The 24,484-nt window shown below is 67.8% G+C and carries 25 protein-coding genes, 1 tRNA gene and 1 pseudogene; 14 read left to right on the top strand and 13 right to left on the bottom strand.

Going from position 1 to position 24,484, the window contains the following annotated elements:
- Positions 1–3: 3 nt before the first annotated feature.
- The 4 genes from BLQ77_RS05100 to BLQ77_RS05085 are packed head-to-tail and all read right to left on the bottom strand — an operon-like array spanning position 4 to position 1,651.
- Entirely contained in the window at positions 4–486 is a 483-nt protein-coding gene (locus tag BLQ77_RS05100; protein WP_089956218.1) for a GNAT family N-acetyltransferase, read from the bottom strand.
- Positions 483–1,079 carry a YfbR-like 5'-deoxynucleotidase gene (locus BLQ77_RS05095; RefSeq protein ID WP_008886757.1) on the bottom strand — a complete coding sequence of 199 codons (597 nt, stop codon included), beginning with the start codon at positions 1,077–1,079 and terminating at the stop codon, positions 483–485. Before BLQ77_RS05095 ends, BLQ77_RS05100 begins: the two co-directional genes overlap by 4 nt.
- Before the next feature lie 3 nt (positions 1,080–1,082).
- Positions 1,083–1,292, bottom strand: coding sequence for an FkbM family methyltransferase (locus BLQ77_RS05090; RefSeq protein WP_008886797.1), 210 nt, complete (start codon positions 1,290–1,292; stop codon positions 1,083–1,085).
- Entirely contained in the window at positions 1,289–1,651 is a 363-nt protein-coding gene (locus BLQ77_RS05085; RefSeq protein ID WP_131821987.1) for an FkbM family methyltransferase, read from the bottom strand. The genes BLQ77_RS05090 and BLQ77_RS05085 overlap by 4 nt, the downstream gene beginning before the upstream one ends.
- A gap of 257 nt (positions 1,652–1,908) precedes the next feature.
- Here BLQ77_RS05085 and ahcY point away from each other — a divergent pair, with 257 nt between their 5' ends.
- From ahcY to BLQ77_RS05070, 3 genes are all read left to right on the top strand, one after another.
- Positions 1,909–3,297: an adenosylhomocysteinase gene (gene ahcY, locus BLQ77_RS05080; protein WP_089956210.1), complete on the top strand. Its 1,389-nt coding sequence runs from the start codon at positions 1,909–1,911 to the stop codon at positions 3,295–3,297.
- Between the two features lie 138 nt (positions 3,298–3,435).
- Positions 3,436–4,404 (top strand): ketopantoate reductase family protein, encoded by a 969-nt coding sequence (locus tag BLQ77_RS05075; RefSeq protein ID WP_089956208.1) that lies wholly within the window; start codon positions 3,436–3,438, stop codon positions 4,402–4,404.
- 158 nt (positions 4,405–4,562) lie between these two features.
- The gene (locus tag BLQ77_RS05070; protein WP_089956829.1) at positions 4,563–5,912 is read left to right on the top strand and encodes an esterase-like activity of phytase family protein; all 1,350 of its coding nucleotides are present in this window, start codon (positions 4,563–4,565) and stop codon (positions 5,910–5,912) included.
- A gap of 51 nt (positions 5,913–5,963) precedes the next feature.
- Here BLQ77_RS05070 and BLQ77_RS05065 read toward each other — a convergent pair whose 3' ends face one another.
- Genes BLQ77_RS05065 through BLQ77_RS05055 form a run of 3 tightly spaced genes read right to left on the bottom strand, consistent with a single transcriptional unit; the run spans position 5,964 to position 8,530 of the window.
- On the bottom strand, positions 5,964–6,476 hold the full coding sequence (locus tag BLQ77_RS05065) for a hypothetical protein (protein WP_089956204.1): 513 nt from the start codon (positions 6,474–6,476) through the stop codon (positions 5,964–5,966).
- 57 nt (positions 6,477–6,533) lie between these two features.
- The gene (locus BLQ77_RS05060; protein ID WP_089956200.1) at positions 6,534–8,075 is read right to left on the bottom strand and encodes an alanine/glycine:cation symporter family protein; all 1,542 of its coding nucleotides are present in this window, start codon (positions 8,073–8,075) and stop codon (positions 6,534–6,536) included.
- A gap of 17 nt (positions 8,076–8,092) precedes the next feature.
- A complete protein-coding gene (locus BLQ77_RS05055) occupies positions 8,093–8,530 on the bottom strand; it encodes a universal stress protein (protein ID WP_008886706.1) in 438 nt (145 codons plus the stop codon).
- Positions 8,531–8,808: 278 nt separating this feature from the next.
- Between BLQ77_RS05055 and BLQ77_RS05050 the strand changes: the two genes are divergently transcribed.
- Positions 8,809–9,150 (top strand): DUF2853 family protein, encoded by a 342-nt coding sequence (locus BLQ77_RS05050; protein WP_089956196.1) that lies wholly within the window; start codon positions 8,809–8,811, stop codon positions 9,148–9,150.
- Positions 9,151–9,505: 355 nt separating this feature from the next.
- On the opposite strand, the gene BLQ77_RS05045 is transcribed toward BLQ77_RS05050, so the two are convergent.
- From BLQ77_RS05045 to tsaD, 5 genes are all read right to left on the bottom strand, one after another.
- Positions 9,506–9,841, bottom strand: coding sequence for a DUF1761 domain-containing protein (locus tag BLQ77_RS05045; protein WP_110476880.1), 336 nt, complete (start codon positions 9,839–9,841; stop codon positions 9,506–9,508).
- Between the two features lie 133 nt (positions 9,842–9,974).
- Positions 9,975–10,394, bottom strand: a complete 420-nt coding sequence (locus tag BLQ77_RS05040; protein WP_040384638.1) for an EVE domain-containing protein — start codon at positions 10,392–10,394, stop codon at positions 9,975–9,977.
- Entirely contained in the window at positions 10,394–10,663 is a 270-nt protein-coding gene (locus BLQ77_RS05035) for a YciI family protein (RefSeq protein WP_089956193.1), read from the bottom strand. Before BLQ77_RS05035 ends, BLQ77_RS05040 begins: the two co-directional genes overlap by 1 nt.
- Position 10,664: 1 nt before the next feature.
- Positions 10,665–11,627 (bottom strand): NAD(P)H-dependent glycerol-3-phosphate dehydrogenase, encoded by a 963-nt coding sequence (locus BLQ77_RS05030; RefSeq protein WP_089956190.1) that lies wholly within the window; start codon positions 11,625–11,627, stop codon positions 10,665–10,667.
- The gene (gene tsaD, locus BLQ77_RS05025) at positions 11,624–12,703 is read right to left on the bottom strand and encodes a tRNA (adenosine(37)-N6)-threonylcarbamoyltransferase complex transferase subunit TsaD (protein WP_089956826.1); all 1,080 of its coding nucleotides are present in this window, start codon (positions 12,701–12,703) and stop codon (positions 11,624–11,626) included. Before tsaD ends, BLQ77_RS05030 begins: the two co-directional genes overlap by 4 nt.
- A 72-nt stretch (positions 12,704–12,775) precedes the next feature.
- On the opposite strand from tsaD, the gene BLQ77_RS05020 reads away from it, so the two are divergent.
- The 5 genes from BLQ77_RS05020 (at position 12,776) to sbmA (ending at position 18,368) form a co-directional block, all read left to right on the top strand.
- Positions 12,776–13,522 carry a uroporphyrinogen-III synthase gene (locus BLQ77_RS05020; RefSeq protein WP_089956187.1) on the top strand — a complete coding sequence of 249 codons (747 nt, stop codon included), beginning with the start codon at positions 12,776–12,778 and terminating at the stop codon, positions 13,520–13,522.
- A gap of 47 nt (positions 13,523–13,569) precedes the next feature.
- Positions 13,570–15,126 (top strand): COG4223 family protein, encoded by a 1,557-nt coding sequence (locus BLQ77_RS05015; protein WP_089956184.1) that lies wholly within the window; start codon positions 13,570–13,572, stop codon positions 15,124–15,126.
- A 10-nt stretch (positions 15,127–15,136) separates the two neighbouring features.
- Positions 15,137–16,681 (top strand): heme biosynthesis protein HemY, encoded by a 1,545-nt coding sequence (locus tag BLQ77_RS05010; RefSeq protein WP_089956180.1) that lies wholly within the window; start codon positions 15,137–15,139, stop codon positions 16,679–16,681.
- A gap of 46 nt (positions 16,682–16,727) precedes the next feature.
- Positions 16,728–16,803: transfer RNA gene (locus BLQ77_RS05005), tRNA-Thr, on the top strand.
- 257 nt (positions 16,804–17,060) lie between these two features.
- Entirely contained in the window at positions 17,061–18,368 is a 1,308-nt protein-coding gene (gene sbmA, locus BLQ77_RS05000) for a peptide antibiotic transporter SbmA (RefSeq protein WP_089956177.1), read from the top strand.
- 197 nt (positions 18,369–18,565) lie between these two features.
- Here sbmA and BLQ77_RS04995 read toward each other — a convergent pair.
- Positions 18,566–19,066, bottom strand: a pseudogene (locus tag BLQ77_RS04995) (dihydroxyacetone kinase subunit DhaK); the annotation flags it as partial.
- Positions 19,067–19,811: 745 nt separating this feature from the next.
- Between BLQ77_RS04995 and BLQ77_RS04985 the strand changes: the two are divergent.
- The 5 genes from BLQ77_RS04985 to BLQ77_RS04965 all read left to right on the top strand — a co-directional run bounded on the left by BLQ77_RS04985 (position 19,812) and on the right by BLQ77_RS04965 (position 24,438).
- A complete protein-coding gene (locus tag BLQ77_RS04985) occupies positions 19,812–20,180 on the top strand; it encodes a type 1 periplasmic-binding domain-containing protein (RefSeq protein WP_131821986.1) in 369 nt (122 codons plus the stop codon).
- Positions 20,181–20,397: 217 nt separating this feature from the next.
- A complete protein-coding gene (locus BLQ77_RS04980; protein ID WP_089956170.1) occupies positions 20,398–21,903 on the top strand; it encodes an alkaline phosphatase in 1,506 nt (501 codons plus the stop codon).
- Between the two features lie 111 nt (positions 21,904–22,014).
- Positions 22,015–22,437 (top strand): hypothetical protein, encoded by a 423-nt coding sequence (locus BLQ77_RS04975; RefSeq protein WP_008886537.1) that lies wholly within the window; start codon positions 22,015–22,017, stop codon positions 22,435–22,437.
- 7 nt (positions 22,438–22,444) lie between these two features.
- Positions 22,445–23,128 (top strand): ABC transporter ATP-binding protein, encoded by a 684-nt coding sequence (locus BLQ77_RS04970; RefSeq protein ID WP_089956167.1) that lies wholly within the window; start codon positions 22,445–22,447, stop codon positions 23,126–23,128.
- Positions 23,125–24,438, top strand: coding sequence for an ABC transporter permease family protein (locus BLQ77_RS04965; RefSeq protein ID WP_089956164.1), 1,314 nt, complete (start codon positions 23,125–23,127; stop codon positions 24,436–24,438). The genes BLQ77_RS04970 and BLQ77_RS04965 overlap by 4 nt, the downstream gene beginning before the upstream one ends.
- Positions 24,439–24,484 lie beyond the last annotated feature (46 nt).

Raw genomic sequence — 24,484 nt, 5'->3', positions numbered from 1 at the left:
GGGTCAGAGGTCGTAGCGCTTCAGCACCTTGTCGACGACCTGGCCATTCGACATGACGTAGCCCTCGATGCGGCCGTAATCCTCGAAGCCGCGGCTCTGGTAGTAGATCAGCCCGCCCTCGTTGTCGGCGCGGATCTCGGCGTTGATCCAGGCGTAGCCCGCGGTGCGGGCGGCGCGCTTGGTCGCATCGAAGAGCTTCGAGCCGATGCCCAGCCCGGTTTTGCCGACGCGGGCGAAGCTGGCGATCTGCGCGACCGTCTCGCCCAGCTTGAGATGCGGGTCGACCCACTGGAAGCCCATGATCTGCCCGGCGGCGTCCTCGGCCACGTGCCAGATCGAGCGCGGGTCGGCTTCCATCCAGTTCAGCAGGTCCTCGCGGGTGACCGGCTCGGTGATGGCGGTGGTGCCGCCGATGGCGATGACCTCGTTCAGAAGCTCCGCCATCGGGCGGGCGTCCAACGGACCGGCGCGACGCACGGTGATCATGGCAGGGCCTCCAGCAGTTCGGCGTGACGTGCGGTGAAGGCGCGGCGCACCTCGACCGGCGGGCGCAGGTGGATGTCGAGCCCTGCGATCAGCTCGTCGGCGGGGCGTCCGAAGAATCGCTTGGCCTCGGCCTCGGTGAAGCCGGCGATCTGGGTGGCCTCCATGAAGGCCGAGACCATGTCGGCCTTCTTGATCCGCTTCTTCAGCGCCGAGGTGGTCTGCGCGGGCAGGCCGAAGCGAATGTGGATCGCCGCCTCGAGCCGCTTGTCGAGCTCCTTGTACTCGGGCCCCACCGCGGCCTTCACCGGCGAGATCATGTCGCCGATGACGTATTCCGGCGCGTCATGCAGCAGCGCGGTCAGCTTCGCGGCGGCGTTGGCGGTGGGATACATGCGCGAGAACAGCGCCTCGACCAGAAGCGAATGTTCGGCGACGGAGTAGGGGAAGTCGCCCTCTGTCTGGCCGTTCCAGCGGGCGACGAAGGCAAGGCCGTGGGCGATGTCCTCGATCTCGATGTCCACCGGGGTGGGATCGAGCAGATCGAGACGGCGGCCCGAGAGCATCCGTTGCCAGGCGCGGGGCTGCTTGGACATGTGTCAGAGTTCCAGATCTTCGCAGGCGTAGACGTGAATTCCGTGCAGCTTCCCGACATGCCGGTAGCCGAGGCCGCGAAAACTGCGCCGGATCCACTGTTGCTGCCCGAGATACCCGAGAATCAGGATGGGTTTCCAGCGGTGGATGCGATGATAGGCGCCTCGCAGCGCAGGCTTCTCGTGACCCTCGACGTCGAACCGCAGGATCGTCACCCGTCGAACCGCAGGATCGTCACCCGTCGGGACAGCGGTGCCACGACGTCGGGCATGACCGCCTGAACCTCGCCCGGGTCCTCGGTCACGCGCGAGAGCCCGCCGGGGCTCTGGCCCTCGCCATCGCGGGTGCGGAAGAGCAGCGGGCCCTCGCGGTTCGAGAGCGCGGCATTGGTCAGGGTGACGTTGCCGCGCCCGGTCAGCGCGACGGTTCTGCGGGCGGCATCGAAACTGCCTGGATTGGGCTCGAAGACCCGGACCCTGCGCCCTTGGGCCATGGCAAAGGACAGAGCGGGAAGGAAATCTCCGAGGAAAGCGCCGGCGTGGATGATATCGCCGTCTCCGGCGCGGGCACGCATGAAACGCAGGGTTTCAGGTTCACGGACCAGGCCCGGGATCACGGAAAGGGCGGCCGGATGCGCCTCGGGTCCCGAGCGAACGCAATATCGCCCGAATTCGTTCGCGGGATGGCTTTCGTCCGTATTTTTCACCGCTCTGGCCCCGTCTGCGCCCGGCATTATGGTTCTGTTTGCCGAGGAGGCTTATCTGCGTTGCCTGCATAATCAAGGAATGCTAGGCCAAGGTCATCTTGCAAAAGGTGAATGGAGCGCCTGTTATGGCTCAAGACTACATCGTTAAAGATATTTCCCTGGCCGATTTTGGCCGCAAAGAACTTGATATTGCAGAAACTGAAATGCCGGGCCTCATGGCCTGCCGTGCCGAATTCGGCGAAGAGCAACCGCTGAAAGGCGCGCGCATCGTCGGATCGCTGCACATGACCATCCAGACCGCCGTTCTCATCGAGACGCTGGTCGCGCTGGGCGCCGACGTGCGCTGGGCGTCGTGCAACATCTTCTCGACGCAGGACCACGCGGCCGCGGCAATTGCCGCCAGCGGCACGCCGGTCTTCGCCGTGAAGGGGCAGACGCTGGAAGAGCACTGGGACTACCTCGACAAGTCCTTCATGTTCGAGGAAGGCCCGAACATGATCCTTGATGACGGCGGCGACGCGACGCTCTACGTCCTGCTCGGCGCACGCGCCGAGGCGGGCGAGGACATCATCCCGGTGCCGCAGTCCGAGGAAGAGGCCGTCATCAAGGCGCAGATCAAGAAGCGCATGGAGGCGAGCCCGGGCTGGTTCACTAAGGTTCGCGACCAGATCAAGGGCGTCTCGGAAGAGACCACCACTGGCGTGCACCGTCTCTACGAGCTGCAGAAGAACGGCCAGCTGCCGTTCCCGGCGATTAACGTCAACGACTCGGTGACCAAGTCGAAGTTCGACAACAAGTACGGCTGCAAGGAATCGCTCGTGGACGGCATCCGCCGCGCCACCGACACGATGATGGCCGGCAAGGTCGCCGTGGTCTGCGGCTACGGTGACGTGGGCAAGGGCTCGGCAGCCTCGCTCGCCGGCGCCGGCGCCCGCGTGAAGGTGACCGAAGCCGACCCGATCTGCGCACTTCAGGCCGCCATGGACGGGTTCGAGGTCGTACTGCTCGAGGACGTGGTCGGCAGCGCCGACATCTTCGTCACCACCACCGGCAACAAGGACGTGATCCGCATCGAGCACATGCGCGAGATGAAGGACATGGCCATCGTCGGCAACATCGGCCACTTCGACAACGAGATCCAGGTCGCGCAGCTGAAGAACCACAAGTGGACCAACATCAAGGACCAGGTCGACATGATCGAGATGCCCTCGGGCTCGCGCATCATCCTGCTGTCCGAAGGTCGTCTGCTGAACCTCGGCAACGCCACCGGCCACCCGTCCTTTGTGATGTCGGCCTCCTTCACCAACCAGACGCTCGCCCAGATCGAGCTGTGGAAGAACGGCGAAGGCTACGACAACAAGGTCTACATCCTGCCCAAGCACCTCGACGAGAAGGTCGCGCGCCTGCACCTTGGCCGGATCGGCGTGAAGCTGACCACGCTCACCCCCGAGCAGGCCGCCTATATCGGTGTGGCGCCGGAAGGCCCCTTCAAGCCCGAGCACTACCGCTACTGAGTCCTGTCCGCGGGCCTGCCCGCAGCACTGGCATTTCTGCAGCGCCCCGGCCCGTCGCCGGGGCGTTTTGCTGTCCGGGGGTTGCGCCGCGGCGCGAAGGGCGGTGCGGTGCCTGCAACGGATTCGGAAGGGAAGACCATGAGAGTCATCATTCACGGTGTGGGCGCCATCGGCGGTGTCGTTGGCGCGGCGCTGATCGAGGCCGGGACCGAGGTTCTGGGCATCGCCCGCGGGCGGATGCTGGCGGCGCTGCAGGCGGATGGAATCCGCATGATCAGCCACCGCGGCACCGTCGAGCTGCCGTTCCCCTGTGTCGCCCACCCCTCGGAGATCACCTTCCGGCCCGACGACGTGGTGCTGCTCTGCGTGAAGGGGCAGGACACGGCGGCGGCGCTCGAGGACCTGCGGGCGGCGGGGATGACCGACCAGCCGCTGTTCTGCTGCCAGAACGGCGTCGCCAACGAGCGGGTGGCGCTGCGCTATTTCCCCAACGTGCACGGCGTCACGGTGATGATGCCCGCGACCTATCTCGAGCCGGGCGAGGTCATTACCCACGGCGCGCCCTGCTATGGGCTGTTTGCGCTCGGCCGCTACCCCGGCGGCACCGATGCCGCCGACGAGGCGCTGAAGCAGGCGCTGGAGCGCGCCAACATCGCGGCCTTCACCTCGGCCGAGGTGATGCGCACGAAATACGGCAAGCTGCTGATGAACCTCGGCAACATCGTCGACGCACTGCTGCCGCTCGGGGCCGACCGGCCGCGCTTTACCGACCGGCTCAAGGCCGAGGCGACCGCGGTGTTCGAGGCCGCGGGCATCGGCTGGGAGGACGTGGGCCTCGACAACCCGCAGCGCAAGGACGTGATGCAGATCGTCGAGATCGAGGGCACGCCGCGCCCGGGCAGTTCGACCCGGCAGAGCTTCGCGCGGGGGGCGGGCAGCGTCGAGACCGACTACCTCAACGGCGAGATCGCTCTGCTGGGCCGCCTGCATGGCGTGCCGGTGCCGCTGAACGCGACGCTGACCGCGCTCGCCGCCGAGCGGGTGGCGAGCGGGCAGGGGGCCGGCAGCATTTCCGAGGACGAGCTCGAGCGCCTGTTCGCCTCCTGAGAGGGGGCTCCCGGCGGGACGGGCAGGAGCCTCCGGCGGGAGTTTATCGGGCAAGATGAAGTCCGGACGGTCGTTACGAAAGTGACACCGTTCGGCAATCATCCCGTCACCGGGAAGCGGTAGCAGCGGTCATCCTCTTTCAATCATGGATGATCCTCATGCGTCTTTCGCTTTCCGTCTTCGCCGTTGCCGCGGTTCTCGCCGCGCCCGCCCTCGCCGAAGAGAGCTTTCCCGCCACCCTCGCCGGCCACGCCTTCCTGCCGGCGCTGTCGTTGGTCGAGCCGCCGGCCGACGCGCCGCGCGATGCCTGGATCTCGGGCAAGTTCACCGGTGCCGCCCGCAACGAGCAGGCGATGAGCGTCATGGGCGACGTCGGCAAGAGCTACGGCGGCCATGCCACCGGGATTTCGCTTCCGTTCATCGGCCAGCCGGTGCAAGGCATGTCGGGCTTCGCGATGACCCGGGCCGAGGACGGCAGCTGGTACACGCTCACCGACAACGGTTTCGGCAACAAGCGCAACTCGCCCGACGCGATGCTGTTCTTCCACAAGATGGCGCCGGATTTCGAGACCAACACGGTGGAGCGCCGCGAGACGATCTTCCTGTCGGACCCCGACCACAAGGTGCCCTTCCGCATCGCCTATGAAGGCACCGAGAGCCGCTACCTGACCGGCGCCGATTTCGACCCCGAGTCGATCCAGGTGCTGGGCGACGAGATCTTCATCGGCGAGGAATTCGGCCCCTACATCATCCGCGCCACGCTCGACGGCGTGGTCAAGGAGGTCTACGCCACCGAGCTCGACGGCAAGACCCTGACCGGGCCGGACACTTACAGCGTCTTCGTTCCCGCCGCCGCCGGCACCGATTTTCAGGTGCAGCGTTCGGGCGGCTACGAGGGCATGGCGCTGCAGCCGGGCACCGACATGCTCTGGGCGATGCTCGAGAAGCCGATCCTGCTCGACGGCGGCGAGACCGAGGGCCCGTTCCTGCGTGTCATCCAGTTCGACCCGAAGGCGGGCGCCTGGACCGGCGAGAGCGTGAAGTTCCAGCTGGCCGAGGGCGCGACCGCCATCGGCGACTTCAACTTCATCGACGAGACCCGCGCGCTGGTGATCGAGCGTGACAACGGCGAGGGCGACACGGCGCAGGGCTGTGCCGAGGGCGCGACCGATCTCTCGGCCTGCTACCCGCACCCGGCCATGGTGAAAAACATCGTGCTCGTCGACATGTCCGACGTCGACGAGGACGGTTTCGTGCGCCGCATCGGCCACATCGACCTGCTCGACATCGCCGATCCCGACGGCATCGCGCTTGACGGCATGAAGCCCGCGGAAGGCCCGTTCACCTTCCCGTTCTTCACCATCGAGGACGTGGCCCGCGTCGACGAGACCCACATCCTCGTCGCCAACGACAACAACCTGCCGTTCTCGGGCGGCCGCGAGATCGGCGTCGCCGCGAACAACGAGTTCATCCTGCTGTCGGTGCCGGAACTCCTGTCGGCGGAATGACCCAACGGCCGGGGGCGGGCAGGCGCCTGTCCCCGGACCCTTTCCGGCCCGTCATCGCAGGGTCTTGCGCCTGGGCGGCGCCTCGGCCTCGGTGCGGGGCGGGAAGCCGATGGCGAGGATCAGCCCCGCCACAAGGATCAGCGCGTGGGGCAGGAAGACGCCGGGATAGAGCAGCATCAGGAACGGTCCCGCGCCCTCGGGCTGGCCGAACCACGCCTGCAGATCCGCCATCAGCCCGTCCCAGTTCGAGACGTGCATCTCGCTCCAGAGCCCCATCACCGGCACGATGGCCTCGCAGCCGGCCTCGAGGCTTTCCAGCACGCGCTCGTAGCCCTGCTGCCAGGACCTGAAGAGCGCGTCGATCCACCAGAAGGGGACGGTGCTGAGGGTCGCGAGCACCAGCGCGATGCGGCCGTTCCTTGTCACCGAGTTGCTGTAGGCCGCCAGCATCCCCGCAAGCGCCACCGTGACCGACCAGCCCTTGAGGGTAAGCGAGTAGCCGTTGAAGCTCTCGTAGGCGCTGAAGACCATGCTGTATTGCGTGGCCGCATCCGTGCAGTCCATGGTGTTCCTCTCCCTGAATGGCAGGAGGCGCGGACGCCTCCCGCCGGTGCGCCCCGGTCAGGCGAAGCGCTTGATCTCTCCCGATTTGAGCCGCGCGTTGTAGCTGTTCAGTTCGGCCTTCACGATCGGCATCAGGAAGTAGAGCCCGAAAATGTTCACCAGCCCCATCGCGAAGATCGCGGCGTCGGAGAAGTCGATCACCGGGCCGAGGTTCATCGCCGCGCCGATGATGACGAAGACGCAGAACAGGATCTTGAAGGACAGCTCCTGCGCCTTGCCCTCGCCGAACATGTAGGTCCACGCCTTGAGGCCGTAGTAGCTCCAGGAGATCATCGTGGAGAAGGCGAAGAGGATCACCGCGATCGCGAGGATGTAGGGGAACCAGCTCAGCGCCGAGCCGAAAGCGGCCGAGGTCAGCGCCACGCCGGAGACGTCGCCCACGGTCTCGACCCGGCCGAGTTCGGCGTTCCAGAGGTAGTTGCCGGTCTCGGGGTCGACCTGCAGCACGCCGGTGATGATGATCACGAGCGCGGTCATGGTGCAGATCACCACGGTGTCGATGAAGGGTTCGAGCAGCGACACGAAGCCTTCGGTGATCGGCTCCTTGGTCTTCACCGCCGAGTGCGCGATGGCGGCCGAGCCCACGCCCGCCTCGTTCGAGAAGGCGGCGCGCTTGAAGCCCTGGATCAGAGCGCCGACGAGCCCGCCCGCGACGCCCGCGCCGGTGAAGGCGCCGTCGAAGACCTCACCGAAGGCCCAGCCGATCCTGTCGTAGTTGATCAGCAGCACGATCAGCGCGGTGCCGACGTAGAGCACGCCCATGAAGGGCACGATCTTCTCGGTCACCTGTGCGATGGACTTCAGGCCCCCGACGATGACGGCAAAGACGATGGCCGCGAAGATCACGCCGGTGATCCAGCCCGGGTAGTCGCCGACGATATTGACGAGCTGCGCATGGGCCTGGTTGGCCTGGAACATGTTGCCGCCGCCGAGCGAGCCCAGCACGCAGAAGATCGCGAAGAGAATTGCCAGCCCCTTGCCGAGCCCGCCGAAGCCGCGCACCGCCATGCCCTTGGACAGGTAGTACATCGGCCCGCCCGAGACGGTGCCGTCCGGGTACTCGTTGCGGAACTTCACGCCGAGGGTGCATTCGGTGAATTTCGAGGCCATGCCCATGAGGCCCGCGAGGATCATCCAGAAGGTGGCTCCGGGGCCGCCGATGGAGACCGCCACCGCGACGCCCGCGATGTTGCCGAGGCCCACGGTGCCTGAAAGCGCCGTGGCGAGGGCCTGGAAGTGACTGACCTCGCCCGCGTCATTGGGATCGGAGTACTTGCCCGACACCAGCGCGATGGAATGCGGGAACGAGCGGAACTGCACGAAGGCGAAATAGAGGGTGAAGATCGTCGCCGCGATCACCAGCCAGAGCACGATCCACGGGAACGAGGTGCCGGGAAAGGGCGAGAAGATGAAGTTGACGAAGGGGCCGGTGACGGCGCCGACGACCGAGTTGATGGTCTCGTCGATGGTTTGGGCCTGCGCCGCGGCACCCGAGAGCGCGAAGCCGGCGGCGAGGGGAAAGGCTTTTCTGTCAAACATTCCGGTGTCTCCTTGGCTCAGGGCACAATGACTGTGGGGACGGGGGCGACCTGCGCGAGCCCCAGAGGGACCGAGCCGAAGACCCGCGCCGCCATGGAGTTCGAGCCCGACCGGCCCACGAAGATCACCGTCGCTCCGGCGGTCTTGGTCTCTTCCAGGATCAGCTCGACGACCTGGCCGTAGCGGATCTTGCCGTCCGCCGGGACGCCGGCGGCCTCGCATTTCGCCAGTGCAGGCGCCATGACGACCTCGTTGGCGCGGGCGAGTTCCTGCTTGCGCCGACCGTGACGCTCTTCCACTTCCTGCGGGGTGAGGAAGGAGTAGGGCGACCATTCGAGCACGTGGATCAGCAGCAGCCGGGCGCCTTCGGCCTTGGCGCGATGGATCGCGTAGTCGAGCACGTTGGGGTCGTCTGGGTCGCCCTCGTAGGCGACGACGAATGTTTCTGAACTCATTGCGACTGTCCCTTTTTGTCTTTAATCCGCCAGCCCGCGGCGCGAAATCGGTGCGTCACGGATGCGACAATGCTGGGCGAGGGGTGCTGCAGCTGTCACGAGATTTTTTCATATCAACCTGAAATTGTGAGATTCTCGCGGAATTTCGCCGTGAATTGCAGAAACGCAGCAGCGCAAAAGTCTTTTTCTCTGCGTCCATGGCGATAAGCTGGGGCCGTTCGCGGCACCGGATCCGCGACTCTGGGGCGGGACATCCGCCAGGAACGGGAGGAGACACCATGGGCAAACGAGACGAGCTGATCGCGAAATACGCTGACGATCTGCGCGGGAAATGCGGGATGGAGCCAGACATGGACCTGCTGACCAAGGTCACCATCGGCTGCGGTCCGGCGATCTACAACGACGACGCCTCGACCGTCGCCGCCACGCAGGAGGGCGAGCTCGAAACGGTGAAGACCAACTTCCTGATGCGCAAGCTGGGCCTGCCGGACGGGCCCGAGCTGATGGATGCGATCAACTCGGTGATCGAGACCTACGGCCGGTCCGAGCGCAACAAGTACCGCGCCGTGGTCTACTACCTGCTGGTGAAGCACTTCGGGAAGGAAGGCGTCTACGCCTGATCCATCCACCGCGCGCGGCGCCCGGGTCTTAACCGGGCGTTGCCGTTTTCCGTCAGGGTTTTAGACAGTTCGCCTTTGCTCCTGAGGTGCGGAGTCGTGTAGAACCGGGGGGTGGCCAGAAGGCCGGAACCGGATCGAACCGATCGCATGTGGGAGCATGGGTGGGGTGAGAGCGGGGTTCGGCCTCTGACCGGACCCCGTTTCGCCGTTTGGCGGTGGGGTTACCCAGCCTGGGTCTGTGACCGCGATGGTCGGTCGGGGGACGTCGGCGGCAATGGCCGTACGGGGCCGTTCTTCTTCGGCCTGCAAAGAACGAACCCCGGCTCTTTGAGCCCGGCAAACTCAGCCCGACACCTCAGCCCTGGAACAGCGTCAGCACCAGCCCCATCAGCGCACAGCCGAAGGTGGCGTAGCCGCCGTTGTTCAGCGTCAGGCGGAAGGGGCGCATCTCGCAGGCGTTGTTGATTATGATCCACGGCGAAATGAAGAAGAGCCCGCTGCCCAGCCCCGCCACGAGGGCCGCGCCCGGCGAGGCGATGCCGGCCATGCCGAAGATGTGGCGCATCATGCCCGCGACCAGAAGCACCGCCTCGGCGGAAAGGGCGAAGGGAAGAGGGCCGCCGCCCTTGGGCTTGCCGGTTTCGTCGCATTCGATGCCGGTGGCCGCCAGCCATGCCTTCGAAAGGGTCATGTATCACCGCTAACACCGCGCCCAGGATCCACCCGGCCGCCGCCGCCACGATCACCGCCAACGGTCCCTTCGCCGAAATCGCCCGTTCTGACGTGTCAGACGCGGAACCTCTGCCAGGTCGGCGCAGGCGCGCCTAGAGTTCGATCCCGGCCATGGCACAGATCGCGTGCCATTCGTCCTCGGTCACCGGCTGCACCGACAGGCGCGAGTTCTTCACCAGCACCATGTCCGAGAGGCGCGGGTCGGCCTTGATGTCGTCGAGGGTGACCGGGGTGCGGGCCGGGGCCAGCGCGCGGATGTCGACGCACTCCCAGCGGTCATCGTCGGTCGAGCTGTCGGGGTGCGACTCGGCGCTGACCTCGACCGCGCCCACGATCGCCTTCTCCTTGAGGGAATGGTAGAAGAAGCCGCGGTCGCCGAGCGCCATCTCGCGCATGAAGTTGCGGGCCTGGTAATTGCGGACGCCGGTCCATTCCTCGCCCGCGTCACCCTTGGCGACCTGGTCTTCCCAGGACCAGGCCGAGGGCTCTGACTTGAAGAGCCAGTATTTCATCAGATCACCTTCTTCCATGCCATCAGCTCGACGCTCTCGAAGAGCCCGGCCTTGGCGTAGGGATCGTTGGCGGCCCAGTCCTGCGCCGCGCTCATGTCGGTGACGTCGAGGATCACGAGGCTGCCCGCCATGTCGCCGGCGTCATCCAGCAGCGGACCCGCCTGCGTCACGACGCCGGTCGAGTCGATGTAGGCGAGATGGGCATCGCGGTTGTCCTTGCGGGTCTGCAGGGCGCCTTTCTTGTCCTTGGCGATGAGGGCGATCAGCATGTCATTCTTCCTTCAATGGTCGGTTGAGCAGGTAACGGATGGCCTCGGTGACGCTGGTGCCGCCGGTCGACACCTCGTGCACCATCGCGCAGATCGGCAGGTCGACGCCCAGCTTCGCGGCAAGGCGGGTGACGGCTTCGGCGGTCTTTACGCCCTCGACGGTGAGATGGGCATCGAAGTTCTCGCCACGGCCGAGCGCAAGGCCGAAGCGGTAGTTGCGCGACAGCTCCGACGTGCAGGTGAGCGCAAGGTCGCCAAGGCCGCAGAGTCCCGCCAACGTCTCGGGCCGGGCGCCGAGCCGGGCCGCGAGGCGGGTCATCTCGGCGAAACCGCGGGTCATCAGCGCGGCGCGGGCGCTGTCGCCCATTCCTTCGCCGATGCAGGCGCCGCAGGCGATGGCGATGACGTTCTTCAGCGCGCCGCCCAGCTCGGCCCCGGTGGTGTCAGTGGTGCGGTAGAGCCGCAGCGCCCCGGTGGAGAGTTCGTGCTGCAGCGCCTCGCCCGCGGCCTCGTCCCGGCAGGCGAGCGTGAGCGCCGTGGGCAGGTTGCGGGCGATGTCGTCGGCGAAGCTCGGGCCGGTGAGGATCGCGGGGATGGCCCTGGGCTTGGCATGGGCGATGACGCCGGTGGGCCCTGTCAGCTCGGCCAGATCGACGCCCTTGCAGCAGGCCACCAGCCGCTGCCCGGCGAGCGGCGCGGCGATGCGCGACAGCAGATCGTGCAGCGACTGCATGGGCACCGCCAGCAGCAGGGTTTCGGCCTGTGCCACCGCGTCGATATCGGTGCTCGCGGTGATCGTGTCGGGCAGGGTGATCGCGGGCAGGCGCGGGGCGCGGTGCTCGTGGTTGATCGCCTCGACGGTGGCGGCGTCGCGGGCCCAGATGCGCGGGGCGTGGCCCTCACGGCTCAGGCTCAGCGCCAGCGCGGTGCCGAAGGCACCCGCCCCGAGCACCGCGACGCTCATGCCTTGGCGCCCTTCTTGCCCGACCCCAGCAGGGGGGCTGCGCTGCGGTCGAGCGGCCAGCGCGGCCGCGCCGAAAGCGCCATGTCCGAGGTCTCGCCCGCGGCCAGCAGCTCGGATCCGGCGTAGGCGATCATCGCCGCGTTGTCGGTGCAGAGCCGCAGCGGCGGCGCGGTGAAGCGTACGCCATGCTCGACGCAGAGCGTCTCGAGCGCGGCCCGGATCGCCTGGTTCGCGGCGACGCCGCCGGCGATGGCGAAGGCGGGCTCGGCGGGCGCTTCGGCAAGGTAGAGCGCCAGCGCGCGGCGGGTCTTTTCGCGCAGCACGTCGCGCACCGCGGCCTGGAACCCGGCGCAGAGATCGGCGCGGTCGGCCTCGTGCAGCCCGCCCTGCGCCTCGACCAGCCGGTCGCGCAGGCGCAGCAGCGCGGTCTTGAGGCCGGAGAAGCTGAGGTCGCAGCCCTCGCGGTCGAGCAGCGGGCGCGGGAAGGCGAAGCGGCGCTCGTCGGCGCCCACCGCTGTGGCCTCGACCGAGGGGCCGCCGGGCTGCGGCAGGCCGAGCAGCCGCGCGGTCTTGTCGAAGGCCTCGCCCGGGGCGTCGTCGATGGTGCCGCCGAGCCGGGTGAAATCCTGCGCGCCGCGCACGATAAGGAATTGGCAATGCCCGCCCGAGACCAGCAGCATCAGGTAGGGATAGCTGAGCCCGTCGGTGAGCCGCGGCGTCAGCGCGTGGCCGGCGAGGTGATTCACCCCCACGAACGGCTTGCCGAGTCCCGCCGCGAGCCCCTTGGCCATCATCACGCCCGAGAGCACGCCGCCGATCAGCCCGGGCCCGGCGGTGACCGCCACCGCGTCGACGTCTTGCAGGGAAATCCCGGCCTGCGCCACCGCCTGCTCGACCGCCAGATCCAGCTTTTCCGCGTGGGCACGGGCGGCGATCTCGGGGACGACGCCGCCGAAGGCCGCGTGCAGCTCGGTCTGGCCCATCACCACCGAGGACAGGATCTCGCGGCCACGCAGCACCGCCGCGGCGGTGTCGTCGCAACTGCTTTCCAGCCCGAGGAGGATCTTGTCCGGCATGTCCGCGTCCATTGCAAAGCCCTTCCCATGCAGCTACCACCTGCGTATTCGCCTCACAATGCCAGACCGCCCATGGCCCAGCCCGACCCTGTCCTGCTTCTGACCCGTCCCGACGCGGCGTCGCGGCGGTTCGCGCTGGACCTCGAGGCCGAGGGGCTGACCGGGACCCGCGTCATCATCAGCCCGCTGATCCGGATTTCCGTGAACGGCCCGCTGCCCGAGATGTCGGACATCCGCGGCGTGATCTTCACCTCGGCCAATGGCGTATCCTCGTACCGGGTGCTTGGCGGCGCGGTGCTGCCGCTCTGCTACACGGTGGGCGACGCCACGGCGGCGGCGGCGCGGGCGGCGGGCTTCTCGCCCCGCAGCGCCCGGGGCAATGCCGACGCGCTGGTGGAGCTCATCACCCGCGAGGCGCCGGCGGGGCCGCTGCTGCACCTGCGCGGACGGCACGGCAAGGGCGATGTCGCGGCGCGACTCACCGCGGCGGGCATCCCGACCCGCGAGGCCGAGCTCTACGACCAGCCTGCACAGGAATTGAGCGCCGCGGCGAAAGCGGTGCTCGATGGCGATGCGCCCGTGATCGTTCCGCTTTTCTCTCCGCGCAGCGCAGCCCAGTTTGCGCAGGCGGTCCAGGGACGCGCGCCGCTTTTCGTCGCAGCGATGAGCGGGGATGTGGCCGCGGCGCTGGGCGGGCTATATGTGAGTCGACTCGAAATTCCGAAGCATCCGGATGCGGCCCATATGCGTTCGGCTGTGATTGGTTTACTGAAAGACTGCGGGGCGCTTGTTAAGGGTCACGGGTCTGTGAAAGGTTAGACAGGCACGGGTAACGTGCCGCACGAACGAATTTGAAAGGGTGGAGCGTGGCCGACGAGAAAAAGCCAGTGGACGGCACCGAGGACAACGCCGAGGTCGATGCGGCGAAGTCTCCCGAGACCGAGCTGACGCCGGAGACCGCTTCCGGCACGGTGGTGACCGAGGACGAGGACGCGAAGAACGTCACCGGAGACGAGGCCGAGACCTCCGGGCCGGGCGGGGATACCATCGTGGCCGAGGGGCTCGACACGGTGTCCGCGGGCGACGAGACGCTGACCGACGGGGCCGACACCATCGGTGACGAGACGCTGACCGCAGACGCTGACACGGTTGCCATCGGTGACGACACGGTGACCGGCGACGACAGCGTCGCGCCGGGGGACGAGACGGTGACCGGGGACGACACGATCTCCGACGATGCCGCCGCGGCCGACGCCTCGGGGCTCTACGACGATGACCGCATCCATTCCGCCGGCGAGGCGACGCTGCTGAGCGAGGAGGCGACTGTCGCCGGCCCCGAAGCATCCGAGACCCCCGCCGAAGACACGCCCGGGGCCCGCGCGCCCGAACCCGTCGTGGCACCGGCCCCCGTGGTCCAGGAACGCGTTGTCGAGCGCAAGGGCGGCTTCGGCTCGGCCCTGATCGGCGGCGTGATCGCCGCGGCGCTGGGCTACGGTGCCGCTGCCTACCAGAACGGCGGCTGGCCGTTCGCCGGGGACGGGGACACGTTCCAGGAAGAGACCACCGCCGCGCTTTCCGACCAGACCGCCCGCATCGACGCGCTGGCGGACGAGGTGAAGACGGCGACCGACACCGCCAACGGCATCGACCTTTCGGGGCTCGAAGGCTCGGTCGGCGAGCTTCAGGGCCAGATCGACACCGCCTCGGGCAATTTCGACGGCCTCTCGGGCCGGCTCGACGAACTCGCGGGCCGCATCGACGCGCTCGAGCGCAAGCCGGTCGAGGAATCGGTGTCGCCCGAGGCGATGGCCGCCTACGAGAACGAGCTGAACCTGCTGCGCGACGCCATCGCCCAGCAGCGGCTCGAGGTCGAGCAGATGACCAAGCAGGCGCTCGAGGCCGAGGCCAATGCCGAGGGTCAGGCGGCGGTTGCCAAGGCCCGCGCGGCGCTCTCGGAGGTCACCGCGGCGCTTACCGACGGTGAACCCTATGCCGAGCCGCTGGACACCATGCAGGAAAACGGCGTGACGGTGCCCGACGCGCTGGCCGCGCCCGCTACCGAGGGGGTCCCGACCCTGTCGGCGCTGGTCGAAGAGTATCCGCCGCTCGCCCGTGACGCACTCTCCGCCGCGCGCATGGCAGAGTCCGAGACCGAGGGCGGCACCGAGCGCTTCGCCACCTTCCTGTCGAACCAGCTCGGCGTCCGGTCGGTGACCCCGCGCGAGGGCGACACCGCCGATGCGGTACTGTCCCGCGCCGAGGCGGCGCTGCGCTCGGGCGATCTGCCCGCCGCGCTCTCCGAGCTCGGCACGCTGCCGGACGAGGCCAAGGCACCGCTCGCGGACTGGATCTCGCGCGCTCAGACCCGCGCCGATGCGGTCGCCGCCGCCGACGCGGTGTCGCTGGAACTGAACAAGGAATAAGGGTCGCAACATGCTCTGGTCACTCCTGAAGATCATCCTCTTCGTCGCCGTCGTCGCGGCCCTGACCCTTGGCGCCGGCTACGTGATGGAGAGTCACGGCGGCATCCAGATCACCGCCGGCGGCTACGAGTTCAACCTCGGGCCGCTGCAGTCGGTGATCGCGGTCATCGTGCTGGTGATCGCGCTCTACGTCGTCTTCAAGCTGGTCTCGCTGCTGATCGCGCTGTTGAAGTTCATCAACGGCGACGACACCGCGCTGTCGCGCTATTTCGACCGCAACCGCGAGCGCAAGGGTTACCACGCGCTGGCCGAGGGCATGCTGGCGCTCAGCTCGGGCGAGGGCAAGCTGGCCATGGCCAAGGCGCAGAAGGCCGACCGCTACCTGCACCGCCCGGCGCTGACCAATCTGCTGACCGCGCAGGCCGCCGAGATGACCGGCGACACCCGCAAGGCGGAAGAGGTCTACAAGAAGCTCATCGCCAACGACGAGACCCGTTTCGTCGGCATCCGCGGCATGATGAAGCTGAAGCTCGCCAAGGGCGACACCGACACGGCGCTGAAGCTCGCCGAGCGGGCCTTTGCGCTCAAGCCCAAGCATGCCGAGATCCAGGACACGCTGCTGCAGCTCCAGGCGCAGAAGCACGACTGGCGCGGCGCGCGCCAGACGCTGTCGGCCAAGCTCAAGCACGGCGCCCTGCCGCGCGACGTCTACCGCCGCCGCGACGCGGTGCTGGCGCTGTCCGAGGCCAAGGACATCTTCGCCGAGGACAAGCCCATCGAGGCGCGCGAGGCGGCGATCGCCTCGGCCAAGGGCTCGCCGGATCTCATCCCTGGCGCCTGCATGGCGGCACGGTCCTACATCGCCAAGGGCGAGCCGAAGAAGGCCGTCCGGGTGCTCAAGAAGACCTGGAGGGTCGAGCCCCACCCCGACCTTGCCGCGGCCTTTGCCGAGATCGTGCCGGACGAGACCCCGGCGGAGCGCATGAAGCGGTTCCGCGCGCTCACCTCGCTGCGGGTGAACCACCGCGAGACCCGGTTGCTCAAGGCCGAGCTGGCGCTGGCCGCCGAGGACTTCCCCGAGGCACGCCGTGCGCTCGGCGATCTGGTCGAGACCGAGCCGGATGCCCGTGTGCTGACCATCATGGCCGCCATCGCGCGTGGCGAGGGGGCCGGCGAGGCCGAGGTCCGCGGCTGGCTGGCAAAGGCGCTTGTGGCGCCGCGCGGCCCGCAGTGGGTCTGCGACAGCTGCAACCACATCCACGCCGAGTGGGTGCCGATCTGCGAGAACTGCGGCGGCTTCGACACCCTGAGCTGGAAGACCCCGCCGCAGTCCGATGCGGTGCCGCCGGGCGCCGAGATGCTGCCGCTGATCGTGGGGGCCATCGACGACAAGGCCGACGAGAAGAGCGCCGCCGAAGCCGCGGCCGAAGCGCCCGAGATCCTCACCCCGAACCCGCCCTCCGACACCGGTGCCGCGGCGGCCACGGCCCCCGCGACCGAGGTCGAGGACGCCGAGGAGGTGACCGGCGAGCGGCCGAAGGAAGAGGCGAAATAAGCTCTTCCATACGGGCGGCCCCGGTGCTAAGAGGCCGCCCACCAGTGCCGGTGTAGCTCAGCTGGTAGAGCACGTCATTCGTAATGATGGGGTCGGGGGTTCGAGTCCCTTCACCGGCACCACTTTCCCCTCCCGAGAAAGTCGACCCACCCGACGCCCCCCTTCGCGGGGGCTTCGTCGTTTGTGGACCGGCGCCGCCGCACCGGCGTGATGACGCCAGAGGCGGTGTTTCCGAAACCGTGAACGCACGCGATGGAAATGCTGATTTGACTTCCCGCGCCGCCGCGCACTAGGCACGGGTGTCCATGGCGGGTCAGGCTTGCCATGCCTTTCGCATCGCTCCGGGGCTGCAGGCCTCGCCCATAGGGATTGTTCAGGCGTGTTCGAGTCCTTCTTCCCCAAACCCAAGCAGTTTTTCCTCTCGGTCCTGCTCTGGACCGCTTTCGGGATGCTCGTCTGGTACGGCGTCGGCACGCAGATCGGCACGATGATAGGCTTCGACCTGCAGGACGCGGGCGAGCCCGTGGTGGGGATCGCGTATTTCTACACCCCGTCCTTCCTGTGGTTCTACGTCTTCTACGTGGTCTGGGTGGCGCTCTTCGCGGCGTTCTGGTTCCTCTACCATCCGCACCGCTGGCAGATGTGGTCGATCCTCGGCTCGGCCTTCATCCTGTTCACCACCTATTATGGCGTGCAGGTCAGCGTCGCGATCAACAACTGGCGCCGGCCGTTCTTCGACGAGTTCCAACAGGCGCTCTCGGGGGATGGGTCGGTCACCGCAGGGGATCTCTACGAGCTGATCGTGATCTTCGCCGAGATCGCGCTGGTCTCGACGGTGATCTACGTGGTCACCCGGTTCTTCGTCAGCCACTACGTGTTCCGCTGGCGCACCGCGATGAACGACTACTACATGTCTCGCTGGTCGACGATCCGCAACATCGAGGGCGCCTCGCAGCGGGTCCAGGAAGACACCATGCGCTTCGCCACCATCATGGAGGGGCTCGGGGTGTCGGTCGTGGATGCGCTGATGACGCTGATCGCCTTCCTGCCGGTGCTCTGGGGGCTCTCGCAATACGTCACCGAGCTGCCGCTGGTGGGCGCGATCCCGCACCCGCTCTTCGTGGCGCTGATCTTCTGGGCCGCCTTCGGCACCGGGCTTCTGGCGCTGGTGGGCATCCGGCTGCCGGGGCTCGAGTTCCTCAACCAGCGGGTCGAGGCCGCCTACCGCAAGGAGCTGGTCTATGGCGAGGACGACCCTTCGCGGGCGCAGCCGCCGACCGTGGCGCAGCTTTTCACCAACGTCCGGCACAACTACTTCCGGCTCTACTTCCACTACATGTATTTCAACGTCGCGCGCGGTCTCTACCTGCAGGCGGACAACATCTACGTAAACATCATCCTCGTGCCGACCATCGTGGCGGGTAAGATCACGCTGGGCCTCTGGCAGCAGATCCTCACCGCCTTCGGGCAGGTCAGCGGCTCGTTCCAGTTCCTCGTGAACTCCTGGACCACCATCGTCGAGCTTCTGTCGATCTACAAACGCCTGCGCGCCTTCGAGGCGACCTTCCGCGGTGAGGAACTGTCCGAGATCGAGAAGGTCATCGGCGAAGAGGGTTTTGCCCAGCCCATCCCCGACCCGGCGCCGGGCGAGGGCGGGCACAAGCAGGTGCACGACTTCGAGAAGTGACGCCCGGAACCGGGCCGCGCCTCAGGTTGCGCAGCCCGACCGCAGGGCCGGCGCATCCCCGGTGCCGTCCTGCGCCCATGCTGCGAGGCTCTCGAAGAATCGGGCCACCGCCTCGGCGCCCGGGTCGGCCTGTCCCTTGAGCTGATCGGCATTGATGCAGGCCGAGCGTCCTGCCTTGGCGGCGCGGTGCGGTCGACGCCGTTCTCGGCCAGCGCCCCCGCGATCTTGTTCACGAAGAGCGTGCCCGCCACACCGCGCGCCTGCGGCAGGCTGGGCAGGGCGATGTCTTCATCGACCACCACCATCGCGACATTGAGCCCGAAGGCCCCGGCGCACTCGGCGGCGAGGCCGAAGTTCAGCCGGACGCCGGTGTCGTTCTTGATGATCGGCAGGCAGCCCGCCGGGCCGGTCACCGCGAGGATGCCCGCAAGCACCGCGTCGACCGAGGACGAGGCAAAGACGTCGCCGCAGATCGCCGCGGTCGGAATGCCCGCGCCGACGAAGCCCGCGTGGGCGGGCTCGTGCCCTGAGCTGCCGCCCGAGACCAGCGCCACGCGGGACTTGTCTCAGTCGGCGCGCAGCACCACCCGGATATGAGGGTACCCCTCGAGCCGCGCGAGCCGCCCGCCCGATGCCGAAACCACGCCGTCCACCGCCTCTGCGACGATGTCTTCCTTCAGGGTGATGAATTGGCGCATTGCGGCCTCCTCACTGGGCGAGGGCGCCGGAGGCGTCGAAAAGAACGGGGGTTCGGGGGTGATGCGCACGGTGTCCCCCGAGCGCAGCGCGGTGTGCGGCTCGGTCAGCGTGATCAGAGCGTGGTCGCGGAAGCTCAGGTGCAGGCGGGTCTGGTCGCCAAGGTGCTCGACCGGGATGACCCGGCTCTCGGCTCTCGGCTCTCGGCTCTCGGCTCTTGGCGCTGTCGCCCTGCCGGATCTGCTCGGGGCGCAAGCCGATATAGCGCGCGGCCGCGGGGGCGCCGGCGAACAGATCCGCGGGCAGGATGTTGATGCGCGGCTGGCCGAGGCGGCTTGCGGCGTAGACGCTGACCGGGTCCTCGCAGACTCGCGCGGTGAGCCGAACTGCACCAGCCGTCCCTGATCGCGCACGCCGACGTGGCTCGCCATGGCCATCGCCTCGATCTGATCGTGGCTCACGTAGAGAAACGGCACGCCGGATTGGGCCTGGATGTTCTTCAACTCGACCCGCAGGTCGGCGCGGAGCTTGCGGGCGATCTGGGCCTCTTCGTAGCGCAGCAGCGGCGACTTCAGCGGGAAGGCGAGGTCCCCGCGCACCGTCATGTCCGGGTAGAGCGAGTATTGCTGGAATACCATCGCCACGTTGCGCAGCGCCGGCGTCATCCGGCTGGGCTTCGACACCGTCCTGAGGGCGGATTTCCCGCACCTGACGGCGCTGCCCTAGGTCGAGACCTGAGGCGATCCGGTGCGCACGCGGATGGTCATCGCCTACTCCTATGCCAACCCTCCCGACATCGTCGGCGCCTCCCTGATGAGCTCGGAGGGGCGGCAGGCGCTCGACACGCTCTGCGACGACTCCGACGCGATGCGGCAGGTGATCATCGCCCACGAGCGCACCGATTACACCGAGGAGAAGCTGCGCCGCTGCATGCTCGACGCGGTGATCGCGCAGAACCCCGGCCATCTCGTGCGCAGTGCCATCCGCGTGCTCAGGGCGCGTTCCGAAGGACGGGAGCCACTGGCCTCTCAGGAGCGCATCCGCATCGAGATCTACATCCGCGAGGCCCTCGGGGAGGGCTGGCGGCGCACCTTCCGGTGGCAGGATGGGCGGTGAAATTGCCCAGATCCTGCCCGGATGCCCGGAAAACTGGCCTGTAATAGTATAATATAACAGTCAATTGGACGGCTCAGGCAGGCAAATTCCGGTTTCTTTTTGTGTCACTGACAGCTTTCTCGCGAAAGGTCACGCCAGCGTTACATTCCTGCAGTCTGGGTCGCACCGGACGGCGCGCGTCATCGCGCGCCCATTGGGACACACCAAGGAGTTGACCATGAAGACGACCCTCTCCATCTCGGCCATCGCGCTGGTTTCCGCGACCGCTGCCATGGCACAGGACCTGCCGCAGGCCAGCAGCCAGTGGTTCGCCGACGGTCAGGCGCACATCGAGGCCATGATGGCCCGCCAGCCCAACACCTCGCGCGCGAAGAACGTCATCGTGCTCGTCGCGGACGGCAACGGTGTCGGCACCAACTACGCCGTGCGCCTGATGGACGGCCAGCTGAAGGGCATGCTGGGCGAAGAGAACGTGCTTCCCTACGAGACCCCCGAGTTCCACTCGGCGCTGGTCAAGACCTACAACATCAACGCCCAGACCCCGGACTCCGCCCCGACCGCCGGCGCGATGAACACCGGCGTGAAGCAGCGCTTCAACCTCATCAACCTCGGTGAGAACGCGATCCACGACGATTGCTCGACCGTCGCCGGCAACGAGCTGACCACCTTCGCCGAGATCGTCTCGGGCCAGATGGACAAGTCGGTGGGCATCGTCTCGACCGCGCGCATCACCCACGCCACCCCGGCCGCCGTCTACGCGAAGACCGCCAACCGCAACTGGGAAGGCGAAGTCCCCGAGGGCTGCACCGCCCAGAAGGACATCGCGGCCCAGCTCATCGACCAGATGGAAGCCGGTGTCATCGACCTCGCCATGGGCGGCGGTCGCCGCTACTTCGCCGGTGAGGACGTGACCCTCGACGAGGGTGGCAAAGGCCGCCGTCCCGACGGTCAGAACCTGATCGAGAAGGCCACCGGCATGGGCGCTCAGTACGCCTGGAACACCGAGACCTTCAACCAGCTGACCCTCGATGGCACCACCCCGGTGCTGGCGCTGTTCAACGACAGCCACATGGAATACGAGGCCGACCGCGCCGATGACGACGAGCCCTCGCTCGCCGACATGACCAAGGCCGCCATCGAGTACCTGAGCCAGAACGAGAACGGCTACTACCTCGAGATCGAGGCCGGCCGCGTCGACCACGGCAACCACGACGGCAACGCCTACCGCACCCTGACCGACGGCGTCGCCTTCGCCGAGGCCGTCGCCATGGCCGACGAGCTGACCGATGACGCCGACACGCTGATCATCGTCACCGCCGACCACGAGCACGCCATCGCGTTCAACGGCTACTGCGGCCGCGGCTCCGACATCCTCGGCCTCTGCTACGACGTGGCGAAAGAGGGCGTCGGGCACTCCGACGAGCTGCTGCTCGCCGACGACGGCAAGCCCTACACCGTGATCGGCTACCTCAACGGCGCCGGCTCGGTGCTGAAGCAGGTCGAGGGCGGCAACGACTACGCCGGGTCGCGCGCCGAGCTGACCCAGGAAGAGACCACCGACATGGACTTCGTGCAGGAAGCGCTGATCCCGATGTCCTCCGAGACCCACTCTGGCGAAGACGTCGCCGTCTACGCCAAGGGCCCGTGGGCACACCTGTTCGACGGCACTATCGAGCAAAACGTGATCTTCCACGTCATGAACCAGGCCGTGACCGCCGAGTAAGGCCGGCCGTCACGACTCCAAAGCAGGGGGGCGGCCGCGCCCCCTTGCCCGTTCCGGGCACCGGCCGCACACCGGGCCGGCCCGGAGGACCATCCCGGAAAGGACCTCGCCATGCTCACCCGACGCAGTTTCCTGATCTCCGCCGCCGCCACGCCGCTGGCCACTGCCGCCCGCGCCGAGGATGAGATGATCAAGGTCCGCGATCTCTACGAGCGCCGGGGCAACGATCTGTCCGAGCTCGCCACAGGGCTCGAGGGCAAGCGCATCCGGGTCGAGGGCTACATGGCGCCGCCGCTGAAGGCCGAGAGCAACTTCTTCGTGCTGACCCGGCGCCCGATGGCGGTCTGCCCGTTCTGCGAGACAGAGGCCGAGTGGCCCAACGACATCCTCGCCGTCTATGCCAAGCGCGTGGTCGAGGTGACCCCGTTTAACGTCAGGATCGTCACCTCCGGCGTGCTCGAGCTTGGGGCCTACAAGGACCCCGACACCGGCTTTCTGAGCATGGTGCGCCTTGCCGACGCCAGCTTCGCCTGAGGTGCCCATGTCCATGTCCCTTTCCGTCACCGGGCTCGAGGTGCGCAGCCCGCGCGGCCGCGTGCTGCTGTCGCTGCCGTCGTTCGAGGTTTCGGGCGGCGCGCTGGTCGGCATCCGGGGCCCCTCGGGCGCGGGAAAGTCGACGCTGCTCTATGCGCTGGCCGGGCTGCTCGAGCGGGTCTCGGGGTCGGTGCGCTGGGGCGACACCGAGTTGCTGGCGCTGGGCGCCGGGCGTCGCACCGCGTTCCGTGCCGCCAATGTCGGCATGATCTTTCAGGATTTCCTTCTGTTCGAAGAGCTCGACGCGCCGGGCAACGCCGGCGTCACCGCGCTGTTCCGTCCCCGCGCCGAGCGCGCCGCCCTGCGGGCACGGGCCGAGGCGCAGCTCGCACGGCTGGGGCTCGGTGATGCACAGCGCAGCGTCGCCAGCTTCTCGGGCGGCGAGCGCCAGCGCGTCGCCATCGCCCGCGCCATGGCCGCGCAGGCGCCGGTGCTGCTGGCCGACGAGCCCACCGCGAGCCTCGACCGCGCGGCCGCCGACCGGCTGATCGACGATCTCGTCACCCTTGCGCGCGAGACCGGAACCACGCTGATCGCGGTCAGCCACGACCTGCATCTGATCGAACGCATGGACCGGGTCCTGACGATCTCGGACGGCGCCCTGACCGAAGAGCGGAGTGTGACGGCATGAGCGACCTGTGGTATTCCCTGCCGTCCCTGCTGCAGGATGTCCTGAAGCTGGCGCTGCTGCTGCTACCCGGTCTGCTGGTGGGTGCCATCGCCCTGCGCGGCTACGCGCCCTGGCCGCTCACCCGGGCCATCCTGACCCGCTTCCGCTGGTCGGCGGTTATGTTCGTGGCGCTGATCGCGATCTCGGTCGGCATGGGCATCGGCCTTCTGGCGCAGGAACGCGGGCTGCGCCGCGGCACCGCGCAGGCGGCGGACAAGTTCGACCTCGTGGTGGCGGCGCCGGGCAGCGAGCTGAGCGTGCTCTTCGCCGCGGTCTACCTGCAGCCCAGCGACATGGCGCTGCTCTCGGGCGAGGTCTACGACGAGATCGCCCGCAACGAGAAGGTCGCGGTCGCCGCGCCGCTCGCGTTCGGCGACAGCTACGGCACCTCGCCGCTGGTGGGCACCACCGAGGCATTCGCCCGTCACCTTTCGGACGACAAGATCGAGGGGAGAATGTGGGCCGAGCATCACGAGGCCATCGCCGGCGCCTTCGTGCCGCTCGGGATCGGCGACAGCTTCGAGCCCGCGCATGGCATAGGCGAGGCGGCCGAGGACCACGCCCACGAGGGCGAGGGGCTCACGGTAGTCGGCCGCATGGCGCCCACGGGCACCTCGTGGGACAACGCGCTGCTGGTGCCGGTCGAGTCGGTCTGGGAGGTCCACGGCCTTGCCAACGGTCACGCCCCCGAGCGCGAGGAACAGATCGGGCCGCCCTTCGATCCGGACTATTTCCCCGGCACTCCGGCCATCGTGGTCCATGCCGAGGAGCTTTGGGCCAACTACGCGCTGCGCTCGGAGTTCACCCGTGACAGCGAGACAATGGCCTTCTTCCCCGGCACGGTGCTCGCCAATCTTTACCGGGTGATGGGCGACGTGCGGCAGGCGATGTCGGTGATGGCGCTGGTGACGCAGGTGCTGGTGGCGGCAAGCGTGCTGCTCGGGCTTTTCATCCTGTCGCGGCTGTTCCGCCGGCAGGTGGCGCTGCTGAGGGCGCTGGGCGCGCCGTCGCGCTTCGTGTTCGCGGTGGTCTGGTCCTTCGGCGCGGTGCTGCTGCTCGCGGGCGCGGGGCTGGGCCTGCTGACCGGGCTCGGCACCGCGGCGCTGCTGTCGCAGGTGGTAACGGCGCGCACCGGCATCCTCGTGACCGCGCCGCTGGGCTGGGCCGAGATCCACTTCCTCGCCGGTTTCGTCAGCGTCACCCTGATCCTGTCGCTGCTGCCCGCGGCGCTGGTGCTGCGCCAGCCGGTGGTGGACGGGCTGCGGGCCTAACCGCAGCCTGCGTTCTTGGCGAGCCGATGTGGTCCGTCAAGGCTTC

This window comes from Salipiger thiooxidans (assembly GCF_900102075.1).
Classification (GTDB): Bacteria; Pseudomonadota; Alphaproteobacteria; order Rhodobacterales; family Rhodobacteraceae; genus Salipiger; species Salipiger thiooxidans.
Note: the sequence above shows the minus strand (reverse complement) of the source record. Positions and strands in the feature narration are given on the sequence as shown.